Here is a 15,422-nt window from a genome sequence, read left to right as displayed (position 1 = left end):
CCGCGCGCCTCCGCGTCCGCCGCGGACGACCACGCCTGCGGTCGTGCGGCTCAGCGTCCGCCCCGCACCACCTCGAGCGGCTCCACGCGGCCGAAGCCGGCGAAGCGGCCCCAGTACAGCGCGGACGCCTCCACGAACGTGCCCTTGAGATAGGGCAGGTTGACCTCCGGCGTCTGGAAGAGGGAGACGATCTCCTTCTTCTTGTCCAGGTATTCCGAGATCTCCACGAACATGGACGGCTTGAAGTCCACCGTGCTGGCTTTCGTGGGATAGCAGTACAGCGTGGGCGCCTCGCGGGCGGCGATCAGCGTGGCGCGGTAGGCCCCGCGATGATCGGTGTGCAGGTCGTGCGGGGAGTGGGTGTAGACGATCTCGGGCTCGAATGCGTGCATGACCCGCTCGATCACCTGGATCGTGTCCTCCCCGTCGGTCACCTGGGTGGCGGGCAGATCGGCGATGATGACCCGCGCGCCGAGCAGGCGCGCCGACAGCTCGATCTCGCCGGCCCGGACGGAGGGGCTGCCGTCCTCCTCTCCCTGGGTGAGTACCAGGATCACCACCCGGTTGCCGAGATCCAGGTGGCGGAGCAGCGCGCCACCGCACCCGTTCTCGACGTCGTCGGCGTGTGCGCCGATGGCCAGCACGGTGGGGCCGGCCGTGTGGTGGGCGGTCCCTCCCGACTGCAGCAGCTGCTCGGCCTTCTCCACCAGCTCCGTTCGTTCGAACGGCTTGGGCAGGAAGCCGTCGGCGCCCTCCCGGATGGCCTGGGCGGCGAACGACTGGTCGCGGTAGGCCGTGACCACGAGCACCGGCGTGTCGGGGTGGAGCGCCTTGCTGGCGCGGATGACCTCCAGCCCATCGCTGCCCGGGAGGTTCAGGTCGGTGATGACCAGGTCCCAGCGCTGCTCCTGGGCCAGGGCGGCACCCCGAACGCCATCCTGCGCGTGGCTCACGCGAAGCTCACCGGAGAGCTCCAGCCAGCGCATCATCAGGTTGGCCTGGTCCAGGCTGTCCTCGACCAGGAGGACCCGCAGCTGTCCTTCGTCGTTCATTGGGCGCTTCAGGGTTCCGCGTGCGAGGCCGGCGCGCTCCGGGGTGGAGGCCGAGCCGGACGCCGCTGCACCCATGCAACCTTGGGGCCGGAGGGCCTGTCCCACGGAACGGAGCAGGGAATCGACCGGATGGGCGGCCGGAACGCCGTCGAGGAGAGGGGGAGGATGGGACGCACGCGGGTGTGGACGACGGCGGGGATGGCGGCAGCCCTGACCCTGGGAGCGGGCGGACTTTCCGCCCAGGCGGACCGGGGGCCCGACTGCGAGGGGACGTGGGGCCGGGATGCGGAGCGGGTCTGCGAGGTGCGGGACCTGGCGCTGGAGCGGGCGCCCGGACGGCTGGACGTGGACGGCGGCCAGAACGGTGGGGTGCGGATCATGGGCACCGATGACCGGGGGGTGCGCCTGGAGGTGGAGGTGTGGGCGCAGGCCCGCTCCGAGGACCGGGCCGAGGAGCTGGTGCGGGCGGTGCGGGTGCGGACGGACGGCGGGCGCATCCGGGCGGAGGGCCCGGAGACGGGGCGCCGTGAGAGCTGGGGGGTCAGCTACTGGATCTGGGCCCCCCGCGAGACCGATGTGCGGGTGGAGACCCACAACGGCGGGATCCGGCTCGCCGACCTGGAGGGCGAGATCGAGTTCCGGGCCTTGAACGGTGGGGTGACCCTGAGCCGATTGGCGGGCGACGTGCGCGGCAGCACCACCAACGGCGGGCTGGACGTGGAGCTGGACGGGCGGGCCTGGGAAGGCCGCGGCCTGGACGTGGAGACGCAGAACGGCGGGGTGGAGCTGGACGTCCCGGACGGCTACTCGGCGCAGCTGGAGACCGGCACCGTCAATGGGCGCCTGGAGCTGGATTTCCCGGTGACGGTGTCGGGCCGCATCGATCGGCGGGTGCGGGCCACCCTGGGAGACGGCGGCGCACCGGTGCGGGTCGTCACCACGAACGGCGGGGTGCGGATCCGCCGCCGCTGAGCGGTCCCTCGATCCCGGCCGGGGCTAGCTGACGCGGCTCCGGTCGGGCTCGGGGATGAAGAGCCACACCACCACGCCCATCAGCAGCACCGACGTGGCGGCCAGCACCGTGTTGCTCTGGTAGCCGCGGTAGGCGTAGAGCGGCCCGGCCACCGCGCCCCCGATGGCGAAGCCCACCTGGCCCAGCGCCACCGTGAGGCTCATGAGCGAGCCCCGGCGCTCGTCCGAGACCAGGGCGGTCAGCAGGGCGGAGAAGGGGCTCACGCGCATCGCCACCAGCACCATCACCAGGAAGAAGATCGGGTAGGCCATCCGGATGCCGTCGACCACGGGGATGGTGGCGAGCATCACGATCGAGAGGCCCACACACGAGCACAGCACCATCACCTTGCGACCGATCCGGTCGGACAGGCGCCCTGCCTGCGGGCCGGTGAGCACGTTGGCGATGCCGCCCACGAGGAACAGCGTCGCGATCTCGGTGCTGCTGGCGCCCCGCGCCGCCTCCAGCCAGGTGGGCAGGTAGACGACGTAGACGGAGACGCCGAGGAACATGAGCCAGTAGGCCAGCGCGGCGGCCGCCACCTCACGGCGGCGCAGCATGGCCCAGTAGTCGCGCACCGCGCGGCCCAGCGTGAGCTTGTGCCGGGACAGCTCCACCGCGGGCTGGGGCACGCGCGCGAGGATGAGCAGCCATGTGAGCGCCATCGTGACGGCGAACACGTAGAACGGGGCGCGGAACCCGTAGCGGCCCGCGAGCTCGATGCCGATGGGGATGCCGAGGATCTGTCCGAAGGCGGCGCCGCTCATGACCCAGCCCGTGGCCCATCCGCGGCGGTTGTACGGGAAGAAGTCCCCGATGTACGACACCGCGGCGCCGCTCAGCACACCCCCGGCGACCCCGGAGAGCAGGCGCACGGTCAGGAACGAGGCGTAGCTGTCCACCAGCGCGTGCAGCAGCAGCGACACCGTCATGATGCCCGAGCCGAGCAGCAGGATGCGGCGTCGTCCGACCTTGTCCGAGATGGGACCGGAGATGATCGCGAACAACCCCACCATGGAGCTGTAGGCCGTCACGAGCGTGCCCAGCAGCGAGGCGCGGATCCCCAGCTCCTCTCCGATCCGCGGCAGGATCGGCGAGATGATCATGATCTGGCTGCTGGCCGAGAAGACCAGGAGCCACAGCGCGAAGACCACCAGGCCGGGGGAGGCGTCGGAGGGCCCGGTCGCGTCGGTGCGACGGGGCGGGGGGGAGATCACCGCGCTGGCCGACGGTCGGCTCACACCGGTTCCTTGTGCACCACGGTGGAGCTGCGCTGATCCGTGGGCAGCAGGATCAGGTCCGCGACGTTGACGTGGGGAGGTGCGTTCAGGACGAAGCACACCACGTCCGCGACGTCCTCCGGCGCGAGCGGTGTATACCCGCGGTACACCGTGGCGGCCCGTTCCGTGTCTCCATGGAAGCGCACCTGGGAGAACTCCGTCTGCACGAGTCCCGGGTCCACGGAGGAGACGCGGACCGCGGTCCCCACCAGGTCGACGTTCATGGCCTCCGCGAGGGCGCGCACGGCGAACTTGCTCGCGTTGTAGACGTTCCCTCCCGGATAGACCTGATAGCCCGCGATGCTGCCGATGTGTACGACGTGTCCGCGGTTCCGCTTCACCATGGGGGGGAGGAAGCGACGCGACACGAGGATGAGGCCTTTGACGTTCGTGTCGATCATCTCCTCGTAGTCGTCGAGCACCCCTTCGTGGAAGGGGGCCAGGCCCCGGGCCAGGCCCGCGTTGTTGACGAGGATGTCCACCTCCAGGCCCTGCTCCTCCAGCCGGTCCCCGAAGGCCTGGACGGCCTGCCGGTCCCGCACGTCCAGGGCGTGGGCCTCCGCCTGCACGCCGTGGCGGTCCGCCAGCTCGGCCGCGAGGGCATGGGCCCGCTCCCCCCGCCGGGCGGCCAGCACCAGGTGCACGCCGCGCTCGGCCAGGGCGCGGGCCACGGCGGCGCCGATGCCGGACGAGGCGCCGGTGATCAGCGCGCGACGGCCTTGGATCCGATTGGTCCCGTTCAGCTCCGTTCCTCCGGGTTGTCCCCGCACCTCCAGGGGCTCCCAAGATGGGACGAAAGGCCCGGGGGGGCCACGGTCATGGGACCGCCGCGGGCCCGTGACGAAATCGCTCACGGTGCGTCGAATCGGAACAGGACCACGGGGTCGCATCCGGTCCGCAGGCCTGTGGACACGGCTGTGGACATCCGGTGGGAAAGCCCCGAAAGCGGCGCCGTTGAGCGGTTCCTGCGCACATTCCCCGGGGCCTGCCGGCTCCCGGAGGCCCATTCGGCACCGGATCTGCGTTTCCCTGGGGCCGGTGAGGGGTCGCCGCGCTCGGACCTGGCCACAGGTCGATCGAGCCGGACAACGAACGGAAGCTCAGGAGGCTTCGCCATGAAGGGGACTGAAACGACCGCCAAGCGTTTCGCGGTCGCTGGAATCTTGGGCGCTTCGCTCGTCGCGAGCGGGTGTGCCCATGTCAACCGTGAGGAGCTCGGCGTCGAGCTCGCCACGATCCGCCAGGAGATGGCCGCCGGCGATCAGGCGGTCGAAGAGCGGCTCGGCGGGCGCATCGACGGCGTCGAGTCCCGTGTGGACGGCGTCGAAGGCCGCGTGGACCTGCTGGAGCAGGATCTGAGCGCGCTCGAGAATCGCTTCAACGTGACGGTGGAGCGCATGGCCGCGGCGACGCGGGTCAACACGCCCATCTACTTCGGCTTCGACGAAGCCGACCTGCAGTCGCAGGACCAGGAGCTGCTGAGCGAGTTCAGCAGCATCGTCATGCAGCACTTCCCGAACGCGCTGGTGACGGTGGAAGGCTTCACCGACCCGGCCGGCAGCGAGGCGTACAACCTCCGCCTCGGGCAGCGGCGTGCGAGCGCCGTGCGGGAGTACCTGGTCGCCGAGGGGGGCATGAATCCCGACCGCGTGCGCGCCGTCAGCTACGGCGAGGACACCCGCCGTCAGGTGGTGCCGGGCGCGACCCGCGACGAGGGTCAGCAGAACCGCCGGGTCGTGATGGTCATCGACCACTCGACCGCGAGCTCCGAGGTGGCCGGCCGCTGACGCGGTCGTCGCCGAAGAGACGCTTCAGCGACAGAACCGGACGGCCGCGGCTCCGCCGCGCGTCATCCGACGGAGGGGTAGGGCGCCGGGGGGTTGCCCTGCCCCTTCGTACGTCCGGGAGCCGAGGGCGCGTCGGGAGTGGAGGGTGAGTCCAGGGACCGCCCGGCCCCCGCCGCGCTCACGCCATCTGGGCGACGGCCAGCGGCGCCGGTGCCTCGACGCCGCCGACGAGGGACCGGTACGCCTCCAGGTGCGCGTCGACGCTGCGGTCGGCGGAGAACGTATCCGCCACGTAGGCGCGCCCCAACTCCCCCCGCAGTCGCCAGCGGCTGTCCGCCAGCAGATCGGACAGGCCCTCTCCCAGCGCCTCCGGAGCCGCGCGCAGCCCGAAGTTGGACGCGAAGTCGTCCGGGTCCACCGTGCTCAGGATGGCGGTGCCGTGTGCGGCTGCGTCCACGAAGGACGCGGGCAGCCCGGTGCGGTGCGCCGGATTGACCAGGATCCAGCTCTCCGCCAGGAGCTCCGCGTAGGCCCGGGAGAACGGGCTCACGGGGTCGCGCAGCTCGAGGTTGAACAGGTGGCCCCAGCGCTGCCGCACCACCCAGGTGGCGGCCTCGTCCGCGGCGCTGCCGGCGGCGATGAAGCGCACCTCCGGAAAACGCTCGGCGAGCGCGAAGAACAACTCCGGGCGCTTGCGCGGCTCCCAGCGGTCCAGCATGCAGACGGTCGGCACCGACGCCTTGCGCACCTGGGCGGGGACGTCGACCGGGCGCGGCAGGAACGCCGGCGTCTCGGCGAGGCCGTAGAGGCGACGGACCTCGTCGCCGATGTGTCGCGCCCCCACGAACCGCAGATCGGCGCTCGCGACGGCGTCCCGCACGCGTCGGCCCATGCGGTAGTACCGGCGTCGGAGCCAGTGGGCGAGCGAGAGCGGCTCCGAGTCGGGTCCGCCGATGCACGGGCCGTCGAGCGCGGGGTCGAGCATCGTGACCACGTGCGCGCGCGCCGGGCGGGCCCGCTGGGCGACGTGCGTCAGCAGCGACGGCTCGATCGAGTGGTAGATGTCGGCGTCCACCTCCCGCAGCCAGCGGTGCGCTTCGGCGGGGCGGGTGGGACTGAACGAGAAGACCTCGATGCCGTCCACGACGCACCGCTCGGGCTGACCGAGCGCGCGCGGGACGACCGCGGTGACGCGCACGCCCCGACGGGTCAGGGCGCGGCCGAGGGAGCGGGTGGCGCGGCCGAAGCCGCACCCGCTCGGGCAGTTCCAGCCATGGAAATCGAGGGCGACGAGACAGACGTTCACGGTCTCGTCACCCTCCCGGTTGGCGACCGACGCACGCCTCCGAAACCCACGTGTCGGGGTCGGGTGGAAGGTGTGGGCTCGAAGACGTGCGCGGTCATCAGGTTCTTTCCCGGGTCCGGCCGGAGCCGGACACGTTCCCTTCATCGAATCGGCCCTCGCGGACCGTTGCGAGGAGGGGGGTGCAAGCGAGGTGCCCTGTGCCGCGGACGGCGCCGCGACCTGGGCGAGGGTGGGGTCCTGGCTCGCCAACTGCTCCTGTGACAACGACATCGAGTCCTCCTTCAGCGGGATGCTCCGGCGCTCCGCCGATCCGGCGGTGGCTCCGGCTCCGTGGCGATGATGCATCCTCACCACGGGGCCGCCGCCGCAGGTCGGCCGCGGAAACCACGGCCCCCCGGGTCGCGTAGGTGGGAGCGCCGGCACCGCCCCCGTGGCGCTGCGGACGCGCGGTCCCCACGGGTGCGGATCTTTCCTAGACGCGGGAGGCGGGTATGGAATGGGACTTCATCGCCCCGATGGTGGTGGCCGTGGTCTTCATCGTGACCACGGGGGGCGTCCTGCTGCTTCGCCCCATCCTGAAGCCGCTGGTCCGGCTGTTCGAGGCCATGATCCGCGAGAAGGAGCGGGCCAGCGCGCCGGAGCTCGGCCGCATCCGTGAGCTGCTCGAGACCCTGGACGGCCGCATGTCGCTCCTGGAGGAGCGTCAGCAGTTCTACGAGTCGCTCCGGGCCGAGGAGGCGCGGCCCGCCCTTCCCGCCGAGCCCACGCCCGCGCCGCACCGGAGCCGCCCGACGGCCTGACGCGTTGGCACCCGCGCGGGCGGGGGGGTATCCTCAGCGGGGTCGACTCCCGGTGCGTCCGGGGGTCGTCCTGACCCATCCGCTCTTCTCTGTGCTCCGGGAGTCCACGTGCCCATGGCCCGTCGCGTCCTCGTCCGTCCTCTCCGTCCGGCCCTCGTCCTGCTCCTCGCGCTCGGGCCGGCCCTGCCGCTCGCGGCCCAGACGCCGATCCGCACCTCCGACCTGACCGACCTGCGGCCTCGCGCCATCGGCCCGGCCGTCACGGGCGGTCGGGTCCATGACATCGAGGCGGTGCCGGACGATCCTTCCACGCTGTGGGTGGCGACCGCATCGGGCGGGCTGTGGAAGTCGACGAACCGCGCCCAGACCTGGACCAACGTCTTCGACACGATGGCGGTGAGCACCTTCGGGGACGTGGCCCTGGCGCCGTCGAACCCGGACATCGTCTACGCCGGCACAGGGGAGCAGAACAACCGGCAGAGCACCTCGTGGGGCAACGGCGTCTACCGCACCGACGACGGTGGGGCGTCGTGGCGTCACCTGGGACTGGAAGAGACCCGTCACATCGGCAAGGTGGAGGTGCATCCCACCAACCCGGACGTGGCGTGGGTGGCGGCGCTGGGCAATCTGTGGGCGGCCTCGCCCGAGCGCGGGGTCTTCCTGACCCGCGACGGCGGCCGCACCTGGGAGAAGACCCTCTACGTGGATGAGCACACGGGCGCGGTGGACCTGGTGCTCGATCCCACCAACCCCGATGTGCTGTACGCCGCCACGTATCAGCGGCTCCGCCGCGCCTGGGGCTTCAACGGCGGGGGACCCGGGAGCGGCATCCACAAGAGCACGGACGGCGGGCGCACCTGGCGGGAGCTCACGAACGGCATCCCGGCCGAGGACAAGGGCCGCATCGGCCTCGCGATCAGCCGCTCCAACCCGCGCGTCCTGAACGCCCTCATCGAGACGGCGGATCGCGCCACCACGGGGACGTATCGCTCCGAGGACGGCGGGGAGTCCTGGACGCGCGTCAGCGCCCAGAACGGCCGGCCCATGTACTACTCGGAGATCTTCATCGACCCCAACGACCCGAACGTGGTCTACACGCTGGCCACGGAGTCGCACGTGAGCCGGGACGGGGGCCGCACGTGGACGCAGATCGCGGAGGCGCCCACGTACGACGTGGGTGTGCATGCCGACCACCACGCCCTGTGGATCGACCCGAACGACTCCGAGCACCTGTACCTGGGCGGCGACGCCGGGATGCACGAGAGCTACGACGGCGGCGTGAGCTTCCGGAAGCTCAACAACTTCCCGATCTCGCAGTTCTACGACATCGCGGTGGACATGCGCGATCCGTATTGGGTCTACGGGGGCCTGCAGGACAACCACTCGTTCATGGGACCGTCGCAGACGCGGCGCTGGGCGGGCATCGTCAACGACGACTGGATGCAGAACGGGTTCGGCGACGGCATGCACTGGCAGGTCGACCCGCGCGATGCGCGCTACGCCTACGGCAGCTCCAACGGCGGTAGCCACTTCCGCTACGACCATGTCACCGGCGACATGGTGGACATCAGCCCCGAGCCCGCCATCGGCGAGGAGCCCTATCGCTTCGACTGGACGTCCCCGTCGTTGTTGTCGCAACACGACCCCGACGTGCTGTATGTCGGAGGCAATCGTCTCTTCATCTCGCGCGACCGCGGGGACACCTGGGAGCGCACGGAGGACCTCAGCCGGAGCGTGGACCGTGACCGGCTGGAGCTGATGGGCGTGCGCGGCTCCGATCTGACCATCTCCGCCAACGACGGGACCGGCAGCTTCGGGGAGGCCACCACCCTCGCCGAGTCCCCGCTGGATCCCGCCGTGCTGTGGGTGGGCTTCGACGATGGCAACCTCCAGGTCACGCGCGACGGGGGCCGCACCTGGACCGAGGTGTCCCGCAACGTCGGCGGGATCGCCGACGGCACGTACGTGAGCCGCGTGGCGGCTTCTGTGCGTGCGCCGGGCGTGGCGTATGCGACGTTCGATGCGCACCGCGACGGCGATTTCCGTCCCTACGTCTTCCGCACGGAGGACTTCGGCGCGTCCTGGACGCCGGTGCACCAGGGGCTGCCTGCGCTTGGATCGGTCAACGTGATCGTCGAGCACCCGGACAATCCGGACGTGCTGTTCGTGGGCACGGAGAGCGCCATGCACGTGAGCACCGACGCGGGCCGCACCTGGGCGCGCATGCCCAACCTGCCCACGACCGCCTACGACGATGCCCTCATCCACCCGCGCGAGAAGGACCTGGTGCTGGGCACGCACGGGCGGGGGATCTGGATCCTCGACGACACGCGCCCCCTGGCCGAGTGGGCACGCGCCTCGGGCGCGGCACACCTGTTCTCGGTCGCGCCCGCCACGATCCAGAACTACCGCAAGGACACGTCCTACCGGGCCGAGGCCGAATATGCCGGCGAGAACCCGCCGGATGGCGCGCTGATCACGTACCGTCTGGCCGGCGGGAGCGGACCCGCGGTCCTGCGCATCGCGCGGGCGGACGGTGAGGTGATCCGTACGCTCGGTGTCCCCTCCGGGGAAGGCACGCACCGGGTGAACTGGGATCTGCGCCATCCGCTCCCGGGCGAGGACGACGTCTGGGAGCGCCACACCGCGCCGGGGTTGGCGCGGCCGATCACCGAGCGCGGACCCTACGTGTCCCCCGGTCGCTACACGGTGACGTTGGAGGCACGGGGCGCCACCTCGACGCAGACGGTCGAGGTGACCGGCGATCCCGAGATGACGCTCACCCAGGCGCAGTACGAGTCCCGCGAGCGCTTCCTGCTCGACGTCCTGGCGCTGGGCGAGGAGGTGCAGCAGGCCATGCAAGCCCGCGGCATCCAGGGCGGTGGATTCGGACGGCCCCAGGGATCCCCCACCGATCCGGCGAATCAGCTGCGGGCCGCGTTCCGCACCGTGCGCGGCGTCTTCAGCGCGCTGAACGGAGGTGCGGTGCGGCCCGGGACGCTGCAGCCGCCCACGGCGGCACAGCGTGCGGCTGTGGCCGACGTGCGGCGGGTGCTGGCGGAGGTGGGGGGCGGGCGGTAGTGCGAGAGGCGGGCGCGGCCGTCCGGTGGGGACGGCCGCGCGCCGTGCCTCACGGATCCGTCGGCGACCCCTCCAGCAGCCCTTCGAGCGGGACCGCCTCCGATCCGTTCGCCGTGCACAGCGCGTAGATCGACTCGCCGTTCCCGTACATGGCCACGCCGGCCTGCCGCCCCTGGGCGTCGAGCACGAAGAAGCGGATGTCGAAGGCCGGCAGTCCGCGGCTGTTGAGCAGGCGCGCCTCGACGGTGTTCTCCTTGATGCGCTCGAGCGCGTACATCCCGGCGTCCTTGGGATGGTCGCCCTGCCGCAGCCGCTCGACGATCAAGAAGGACGACAGGTTGAACAGGTTCGCCTCCCCGCGGCCCGTGGAGCCGGCGGCGCCGACGCCGTCGGCCACGTAGAGGCCGGCACCCAGGATCGGTGAGTCGCCCACGCGGCCGGGGATCTTCCAGGCCAGACCGCTCGTGGTGGTGACGCCGCACAGCTCGCCGTTCGGCCCCAGCCCATTGCAGTTGATGGTGCCCCAGAAGGAGTCGGCGTCGATCAGGCCTTCGCGCACCATCTCCAGGCCGGCGTCGTAGCCCACCCGCCGACGCGACTCCGGGTCGGGGTAGTGCTCGGGGTCCACGCGCCGCTTCCACTCCAGCCACAGCGCCCGGGAACGCTCGGTGTTGAGGTCGTCCTCGATCGTGAACCCGAGACGGCGGGCGAAGTCCTGGGCGCCCTGGCCCACGAGCAGGTGGTGGTCGGTGAGCTCCATCACCGCCTTGGCCAGCTTCGAAGGCGTCCGGATGCCCTCCACGGCGGCCACCCCGCCCGCCTGCCGCCGGGGGCCGTGCATGCACGAGGCGTCGAGCTGCACCACGCCCTGCTCGTTCGGGAGGCCTCCGAAGCCGATGCCCGTCTCCTCCGGGTCCAGCTCCGGGATGTTCACACCCGCAATCAGGGCGTCGAGCACGTCCTCCCCGCGCGTGATGCGCAGATAGGCCTCCTCCACGGCGTTGCGGGGACCGCCGTTCTTGTAGCGCCATCCGCTGGAGTCGGCGATCACCACCGGATCGACCGTCCGTCGCACAAGCACCTGGGGAGCGCGTTGCGCGGAGGCGGGGCGAGGCAGCGCGGCCCCGATCCCGGCCGCCGTGGTGGTGGAGAGGAAGTCCCTGCGCTTCATGGCTGGCTCCGGCGAGAGGGGAGGCTGAGGCATGTTCGCCGCCGCTCGGTGCTCCGCACAACCCCGCGGGAGGGCCGGGACGCGCCGCCCGGCTGGCGGGACGGGGCCGCGCCGCCCCACCTTGGGCCGCTCCCGACTTCGCGCGTCCCCCACGGATCGGAAGGAGGTCGAGCCATGCTCCGCATGCTCTCCGGCGCCCGCGCGCGCGCCCCCGGCGGCCGGGCCCTGACCCTGCTGGCCTGGATCGCCGCCGGCTGTGCGCCGTCCTCACGCAGCGCCGACCTGGTGCTCACCAACGGCCGGGTGGTCACCGTGGACGACGACCGGCCCGAGGCCGAGGCGGTCGCCGTGTCCGGACACACGATCCTGGACGTGGGCACCTCCGAGGAGATGGCCGCATACGTCGGGGCGGGCACCGAGGTGGTGGACCTGGAGGGGCGGCTGGTGGTGCCGGGCCTCATCGAGGGTCACGGGCACTTCCTCTCGCTGGGGCGCTCGCGGATGATCCTGGACCTCACCGCTGCGTCGAGCTGGGAGGAGATCGTGGCCCTGGTCGGGGAGGCCGCCGCGCGGGCGCCCTCCGGCACGTGGATCAACGGGCGCGGCTGGCACCAGGAGAAGTGGACGTCGGTGCCGACGCCGAACGTGGACGGCGTGCCGCTGCACGACGCCCTGAGCGCGGTCAGCCCCGACCACCCGGTGCTCCTGGGGCACGCGAGCGGCCACGCCGCCTTCGCGAACGCCCGGGCGCTGGAGGAGGCGGGGATCGGGCCCCAGACCCCCGATCCCGCCGGAGGCACGATCGTGCGCGGACCGGAGGGCCGGCCCACCGGTCTGCTGCGGGAGACGGCGCAACGTCTCGTGAGCGCCGCCCAGGCCCGCGCGGAGGAAGGTCGCAGCGCGGAGGAGCGCGATCACGACTTCGCCGAGCGCGTCCGGCTGGCCGGGGAGGAGGCCCTGCGCAACGGCGTCACCTCCTTCCACGACGCCGGCTCCAGCTTCGACGACATCGACCGCCTGCGGAGCATGGACGCCGAGGGGTCGCTGCCTGTGCGTCTGTACGTGATGGTGCGCCGCGAGTCGAACGAGACCATGGCGGAGCGCCTCGCGGACTACCGCATCCTTCCCGAGGGCAACGGCCACCTCACGGTGCGCTCCATCAAGCGTCAGATCGACGGCGCCCTGGGCTCCCACGGAGCCTGGCTGCTGGAGCCCTACGACGATCTGCCTTCCACCGCCGGCCTCGTGCTCGAGGAGGTGGAGGAGATCCGGCGGACGGCCGAGATCGCCATCGAGAACGGCTTCCAGGTGAACACGCACGCGATCGGCGACCGGGCCAACCGGGAGGTGCTCGACATCTACGCCGACGTGTTCTCCCAGCACCCGGAGGCCACCGACCTGCGCTGGCGCATCGAACATGCACAGCATCTCCACCCCGACGACGTGCCGCGCTTCGCGGAGCTGGGCGTCATCGCGGCCATGCAGGGCATCCACGCCACGTCCGACGGGCCGTGGATCCCGCGGCGCCTGGGCGAATGGCGGGCGCGGACCGGCGCCTACCTGTGGCGGTCGCTGCTGGATGCGGGCGTGGTCATCGGCAACGGCACGGATGTGCCGGTGGAGCGCATCGACCCGATCGCCAGCTACTACGCCACGGTGTCACGGATGACCGTGGAGGGGACACGCTTCTATCCCGACCAGAAGATGACCCGCATGGAAGCGCTGCGCTCGTACACGCTCAACAACGCCTATGCCGAGTTCGCCGAGGATCGGAAGGGCTCCATCACGCCCGGCAAGCTCGCCGACCTGACGGTGCTGTCCCAGGACATCCTGACCATCCCCGAGGAGCGCATCCCCCAGACACAGGTGGAGCTCACGGTGGTGGGAGGTGAGATCCGCTACCGCAGAAAGGAAGACGGACCATGACACGCACGCCGGTTCTGCTGGTCCCACTCCTCATGTCGCTGGCGTGTACGCTGGAGCCGCGGGACGACCTTCCTCCCGCGAGCGCGGCGACCGGTCGGGCGGAGATGGAGATCATCGACGTCCCGGGAGTGGCGAAGCTGCCCGTCTTCTCGCCGGCGGTGCGTGTGGGGGACCTGTTGCTCCTCTCAGGGCAGATCGGGACGGTCGGAGGCGAGCTGCGCCTGGTGGAGGGAGGTGTGGGACCGGAGACGCGGCAGACGCTCGCCAACATCGAGCAGGTCCTGCAGGCGGCGGGCGCCACCCGGGCGGATATCGCCAAGTGCACGGTGTTCCTGGCCGACATCGCCGACTACGGCGCGATGAACGAAGCATACCTGGAGTTCTTCCCTTCGGATCCTCCGGCGCGCTCCGCGATGGCGGGTAGCGGCCTCGCCCTTGGCGCGCGGGTCGAGATCGAGTGCATCGCGCGCGCACCCTGAACGGGCATCTCGAGATGCTGCTCCCGCGCGGCGCTCCTGCGTGCGCAGAGATCGGTTCCTGGAACACGAAGGCTGCGGCGCCCGGCCCGTCGGCGCCGCCTGTTGCGGGCAGGCTCCTTGCACCCCACGAAGGGTGACGAGATTCCCCCCGGATCGCCTTCTCCGCAGGAATCTGAAGGAGCCCAAGAGATGAGGACCAGACCTACGACCACTGCAGCCGCGGTCCTGGCCGCCGTTCTGGCGTCGGGATGCGCGTCGGACGGCATGGACTCGCCGTCCGCATTCGCGGATCGAGACCCGATCACCGTCGCGGTGCGCAACGACAATTTCCTGGACATGACCATCCACGCCGTCGCGTCGGGACGCTCGGAGCGCCTCGGTACCGTGACAACAGGGCAGACCAAGCGATTCGAGCTGCCGCAGACCATGCTGCTCACCGACCTGTACCTGACGGCCGACCCCATCGGGTCGAGCAACGAGTACCGGAGCCCGCGGATTCCGGCCGTGCCGGGGGACGAGATCGTCCTGACCGTGCGCGCCTATCTGGATCAGACGTACTACCACGTGCGCTGATCGCGAGCGGCGGCCGACCACAACCTCCTGAAGGAAGGCCGTCGCCGTCCCCCGTCCCCCGCCCCCTGCCCGGTCCTCGTGTCCACCCGCTGGTCTTGAAACACGACGGGCGCTCCACCCTCGCTGACGCACTCCCGCCCGTGCCATTTCGCTGTCTCCCCCACAGGCACGCCGGTTGCCCCCAAGTCCTCTCCCACGACAAAAGGGAGGATACCAATGAGACGATACCGCACGAGCCTGGGACGCTGCTCGGCCGCCCTGGTCCTGCTGGCGGCCGCCGCGTCGACCGCCGCCCCCGTGGCGGGGCAGGAACCGACCCGCGACCCCCATCTGCTGGAAGAGGACAGTTGGGTCTCCATCGACGGGCAGGTGCAGGCCGTCATGGGCGAGGAGTTCCGCCTCGACTACGGTGACGGGACCATCAGGGTGGAGATGGACGAGCTGGAACGCTGGGGCGATGGCTACGAGCTGAGGTCCGGCGACGCTGTCACCGTTTCCGGCCTGATCGACGACGACTTCTTCTCGTCCGTCGAGATCGAGGCGCGAACGGTCTACGTCGAGCGGCTGGGCACGTACTTCTATGTCGAGCAGAACGACGACGAGGAGGATTGGTTCACGGATCCGATCGTATCGATCTTCGGCCCGGTCGAGCAGTCACGCATGATCGTGCAGGGTACCGTGACCGAGGTCTCCGGCGACGAGTTCACGCTCAACACCGGCACTCGACGACTGACGGTGGACGTGGACGAGATGGAGCGCAATCCGCTGGACGAGGACGGGCTCCAACGTGTGGACGTCGGCGATCAGGTCAGCGTCACCGGCCGTATGGACAGGGACCTCTTCGAGGCGCGCGAACTGGAGGCCGAGACCGTCCACAGGCTGAGGCGGGAGCGGGATCCGGGAAGCGGGCGATGAGCGGAACGGAAGCCGCAGACCTCCCCACGGACGCAACCGG

Annotated in this window: 13 protein-coding genes; 8 read left to right on the top strand and 5 right to left on the bottom strand. The window is 71.1% G+C overall.

Annotated features, from left to right (window positions below; all coding sequences use genetic code 11):
- Window positions 1–50 precede the first annotated feature (50 nt).
- Window positions 51–1,052: a response regulator gene (locus tag R3E98_15785; protein ID MEZ4424872.1), complete on the bottom strand. Its 1,002-nt coding sequence runs from the start codon at window positions 1,050–1,052 to the stop codon at window positions 51–53.
- A gap of 165 nt (window positions 1,053–1,217) precedes the next feature.
- Between R3E98_15785 and R3E98_15780 the strand changes: the two genes are divergently transcribed.
- Window positions 1,218–2,024 carry a hypothetical protein gene (locus R3E98_15780; protein MEZ4424871.1) on the top strand — a complete coding sequence of 269 codons (807 nt, stop codon included), beginning with the start codon at window positions 1,218–1,220 and terminating at the stop codon, window positions 2,022–2,024.
- Between the two features lie 24 nt (window positions 2,025–2,048).
- Here the strand turns inward: R3E98_15780 and R3E98_15775 are convergent, their stop codons facing one another.
- The gene (locus tag R3E98_15775) at window positions 2,049–3,305 is read right to left on the bottom strand and encodes an MFS transporter (GenBank protein MEZ4424870.1); all 1,257 of its coding nucleotides are present in this window, start codon (window positions 3,303–3,305) and stop codon (window positions 2,049–2,051) included.
- A complete protein-coding gene (locus R3E98_15770; protein ID MEZ4424869.1) occupies window positions 3,302–4,114 on the bottom strand; it encodes an SDR family NAD(P)-dependent oxidoreductase in 813 nt (270 codons plus the stop codon). Before R3E98_15770 ends, R3E98_15775 begins: the two co-directional genes overlap by 4 nt.
- 345 nt (window positions 4,115–4,459) lie before the next feature.
- Between R3E98_15770 and R3E98_15765 the strand changes: the two genes are divergently transcribed.
- Window positions 4,460–5,131: an OmpA family protein gene (locus tag R3E98_15765; protein ID MEZ4424868.1), complete on the top strand. Its 672-nt coding sequence runs from the start codon at window positions 4,460–4,462 to the stop codon at window positions 5,129–5,131.
- Window positions 5,132–5,309: 178 nt separating this feature from the next.
- Here R3E98_15765 and R3E98_15760 read toward each other — a convergent pair whose 3' ends face one another.
- Window positions 5,310–6,437: a glycosyltransferase gene (locus R3E98_15760; GenBank protein MEZ4424867.1), complete on the bottom strand. Its 1,128-nt coding sequence runs from the start codon at window positions 6,435–6,437 to the stop codon at window positions 5,310–5,312.
- A gap of 491 nt (window positions 6,438–6,928) precedes the next feature.
- Here R3E98_15760 and R3E98_15755 point away from each other — a divergent pair, with 491 nt between their 5' ends.
- Both R3E98_15755 and R3E98_15750 read left to right on the top strand, forming a co-directional pair.
- On the top strand, window positions 6,929–7,237 hold the full coding sequence (locus R3E98_15755; protein ID MEZ4424866.1) for a hypothetical protein: 309 nt from the start codon (window positions 6,929–6,931) through the stop codon (window positions 7,235–7,237).
- A 114-nt stretch (window positions 7,238–7,351) separates the two neighbouring features.
- Window positions 7,352–10,318, top strand: a complete 2,967-nt coding sequence (locus R3E98_15750) for a hypothetical protein (protein MEZ4424865.1) — start codon at window positions 7,352–7,354, stop codon at window positions 10,316–10,318.
- Between the two features lie 49 nt (window positions 10,319–10,367).
- On the opposite strand, the gene R3E98_15745 is transcribed toward R3E98_15750, so the two are convergent.
- On the bottom strand, window positions 10,368–11,489 hold the full coding sequence (locus tag R3E98_15745) for a N(4)-(beta-N-acetylglucosaminyl)-L-asparaginase (protein MEZ4424864.1): 1,122 nt from the start codon (window positions 11,487–11,489) through the stop codon (window positions 10,368–10,370).
- Window positions 11,490–11,663: 174 nt separating this feature from the next.
- Between R3E98_15745 and R3E98_15740 the strand changes: the two genes are divergently transcribed.
- From R3E98_15740 to R3E98_15725, 4 genes are all read left to right on the top strand, one after another.
- Window positions 11,664–13,415 carry an amidohydrolase gene (locus R3E98_15740; protein MEZ4424863.1) on the top strand — a complete coding sequence of 584 codons (1,752 nt, stop codon included), beginning with the start codon at window positions 11,664–11,666 and terminating at the stop codon, window positions 13,413–13,415.
- Window positions 13,412–13,894, top strand: coding sequence for a RidA family protein (locus R3E98_15735; protein ID MEZ4424862.1), 483 nt, complete (start codon window positions 13,412–13,414; stop codon window positions 13,892–13,894). The genes R3E98_15740 and R3E98_15735 overlap by 4 nt, the downstream gene beginning before the upstream one ends.
- A gap of 189 nt (window positions 13,895–14,083) precedes the next feature.
- Complete coding sequence (locus tag R3E98_15730) at window positions 14,084–14,467, top strand: hypothetical protein (protein MEZ4424861.1); 384 nt, start codon at window positions 14,084–14,086, stop codon at window positions 14,465–14,467.
- A gap of 216 nt (window positions 14,468–14,683) precedes the next feature.
- Window positions 14,684–15,382, top strand: a complete 699-nt coding sequence (locus R3E98_15725) for a DUF5666 domain-containing protein (protein MEZ4424860.1) — start codon at window positions 14,684–14,686, stop codon at window positions 15,380–15,382.
- Window positions 15,383–15,422: the final 40 nt, after the last annotated feature.

The organism is Gemmatimonadota bacterium (assembly GCA_041390125.1).
In the GTDB taxonomy this organism is placed as follows: Bacteria; Gemmatimonadota; Gemmatimonadetes; order Longimicrobiales; family Gaopeijiaceae; genus JAGQIF01.
Note: the sequence above shows the minus strand (reverse complement) of the source record. Positions and strands in the feature narration are given on the sequence as shown.

Excerpts from the sequence above, each read along its gene's own strand:
- R3E98_15765 (MEZ4424868.1), top strand. The coding sequence starts at position 4,460 with ATGAAGGGGACTGAAACGACCGCCAAGCGTTTCGCGGTCGCTGGAATC.
- R3E98_15745 (MEZ4424864.1), bottom strand. The coding sequence starts at position 11,489 with ATGAAGCGCAGGGACTTCCTCTCCACCACCACGGCGGCCGGGATCGGG.
- R3E98_15755 (MEZ4424866.1), top strand. The coding sequence starts at position 6,929 with ATGGAATGGGACTTCATCGCCCCGATGGTGGTGGCCGTGGTCTTCATC.
- R3E98_15725 (MEZ4424860.1), top strand. The coding sequence starts at position 14,684 with ATGAGACGATACCGCACGAGCCTGGGACGCTGCTCGGCCGCCCTGGTC.
- R3E98_15750 (MEZ4424865.1), top strand. The coding sequence starts at position 7,352 with ATGGCCCGTCGCGTCCTCGTCCGTCCTCTCCGTCCGGCCCTCGTCCTG.
- R3E98_15780 (MEZ4424871.1), top strand. The coding sequence starts at position 1,218 with ATGGGACGCACGCGGGTGTGGACGACGGCGGGGATGGCGGCAGCCCTG.
- R3E98_15740 (MEZ4424863.1), top strand. The coding sequence starts at position 11,664 with ATGCTCCGCATGCTCTCCGGCGCCCGCGCGCGCGCCCCCGGCGGCCGG.
- R3E98_15730 (MEZ4424861.1), top strand. The coding sequence starts at position 14,084 with ATGAGGACCAGACCTACGACCACTGCAGCCGCGGTCCTGGCCGCCGTT.
- R3E98_15735 (MEZ4424862.1), top strand. The coding sequence starts at position 13,412 with ATGACACGCACGCCGGTTCTGCTGGTCCCACTCCTCATGTCGCTGGCG.
- R3E98_15785 (MEZ4424872.1), bottom strand. The coding sequence starts at position 1,052 with ATGAACGACGAAGGACAGCTGCGGGTCCTCCTGGTCGAGGACAGCCTG.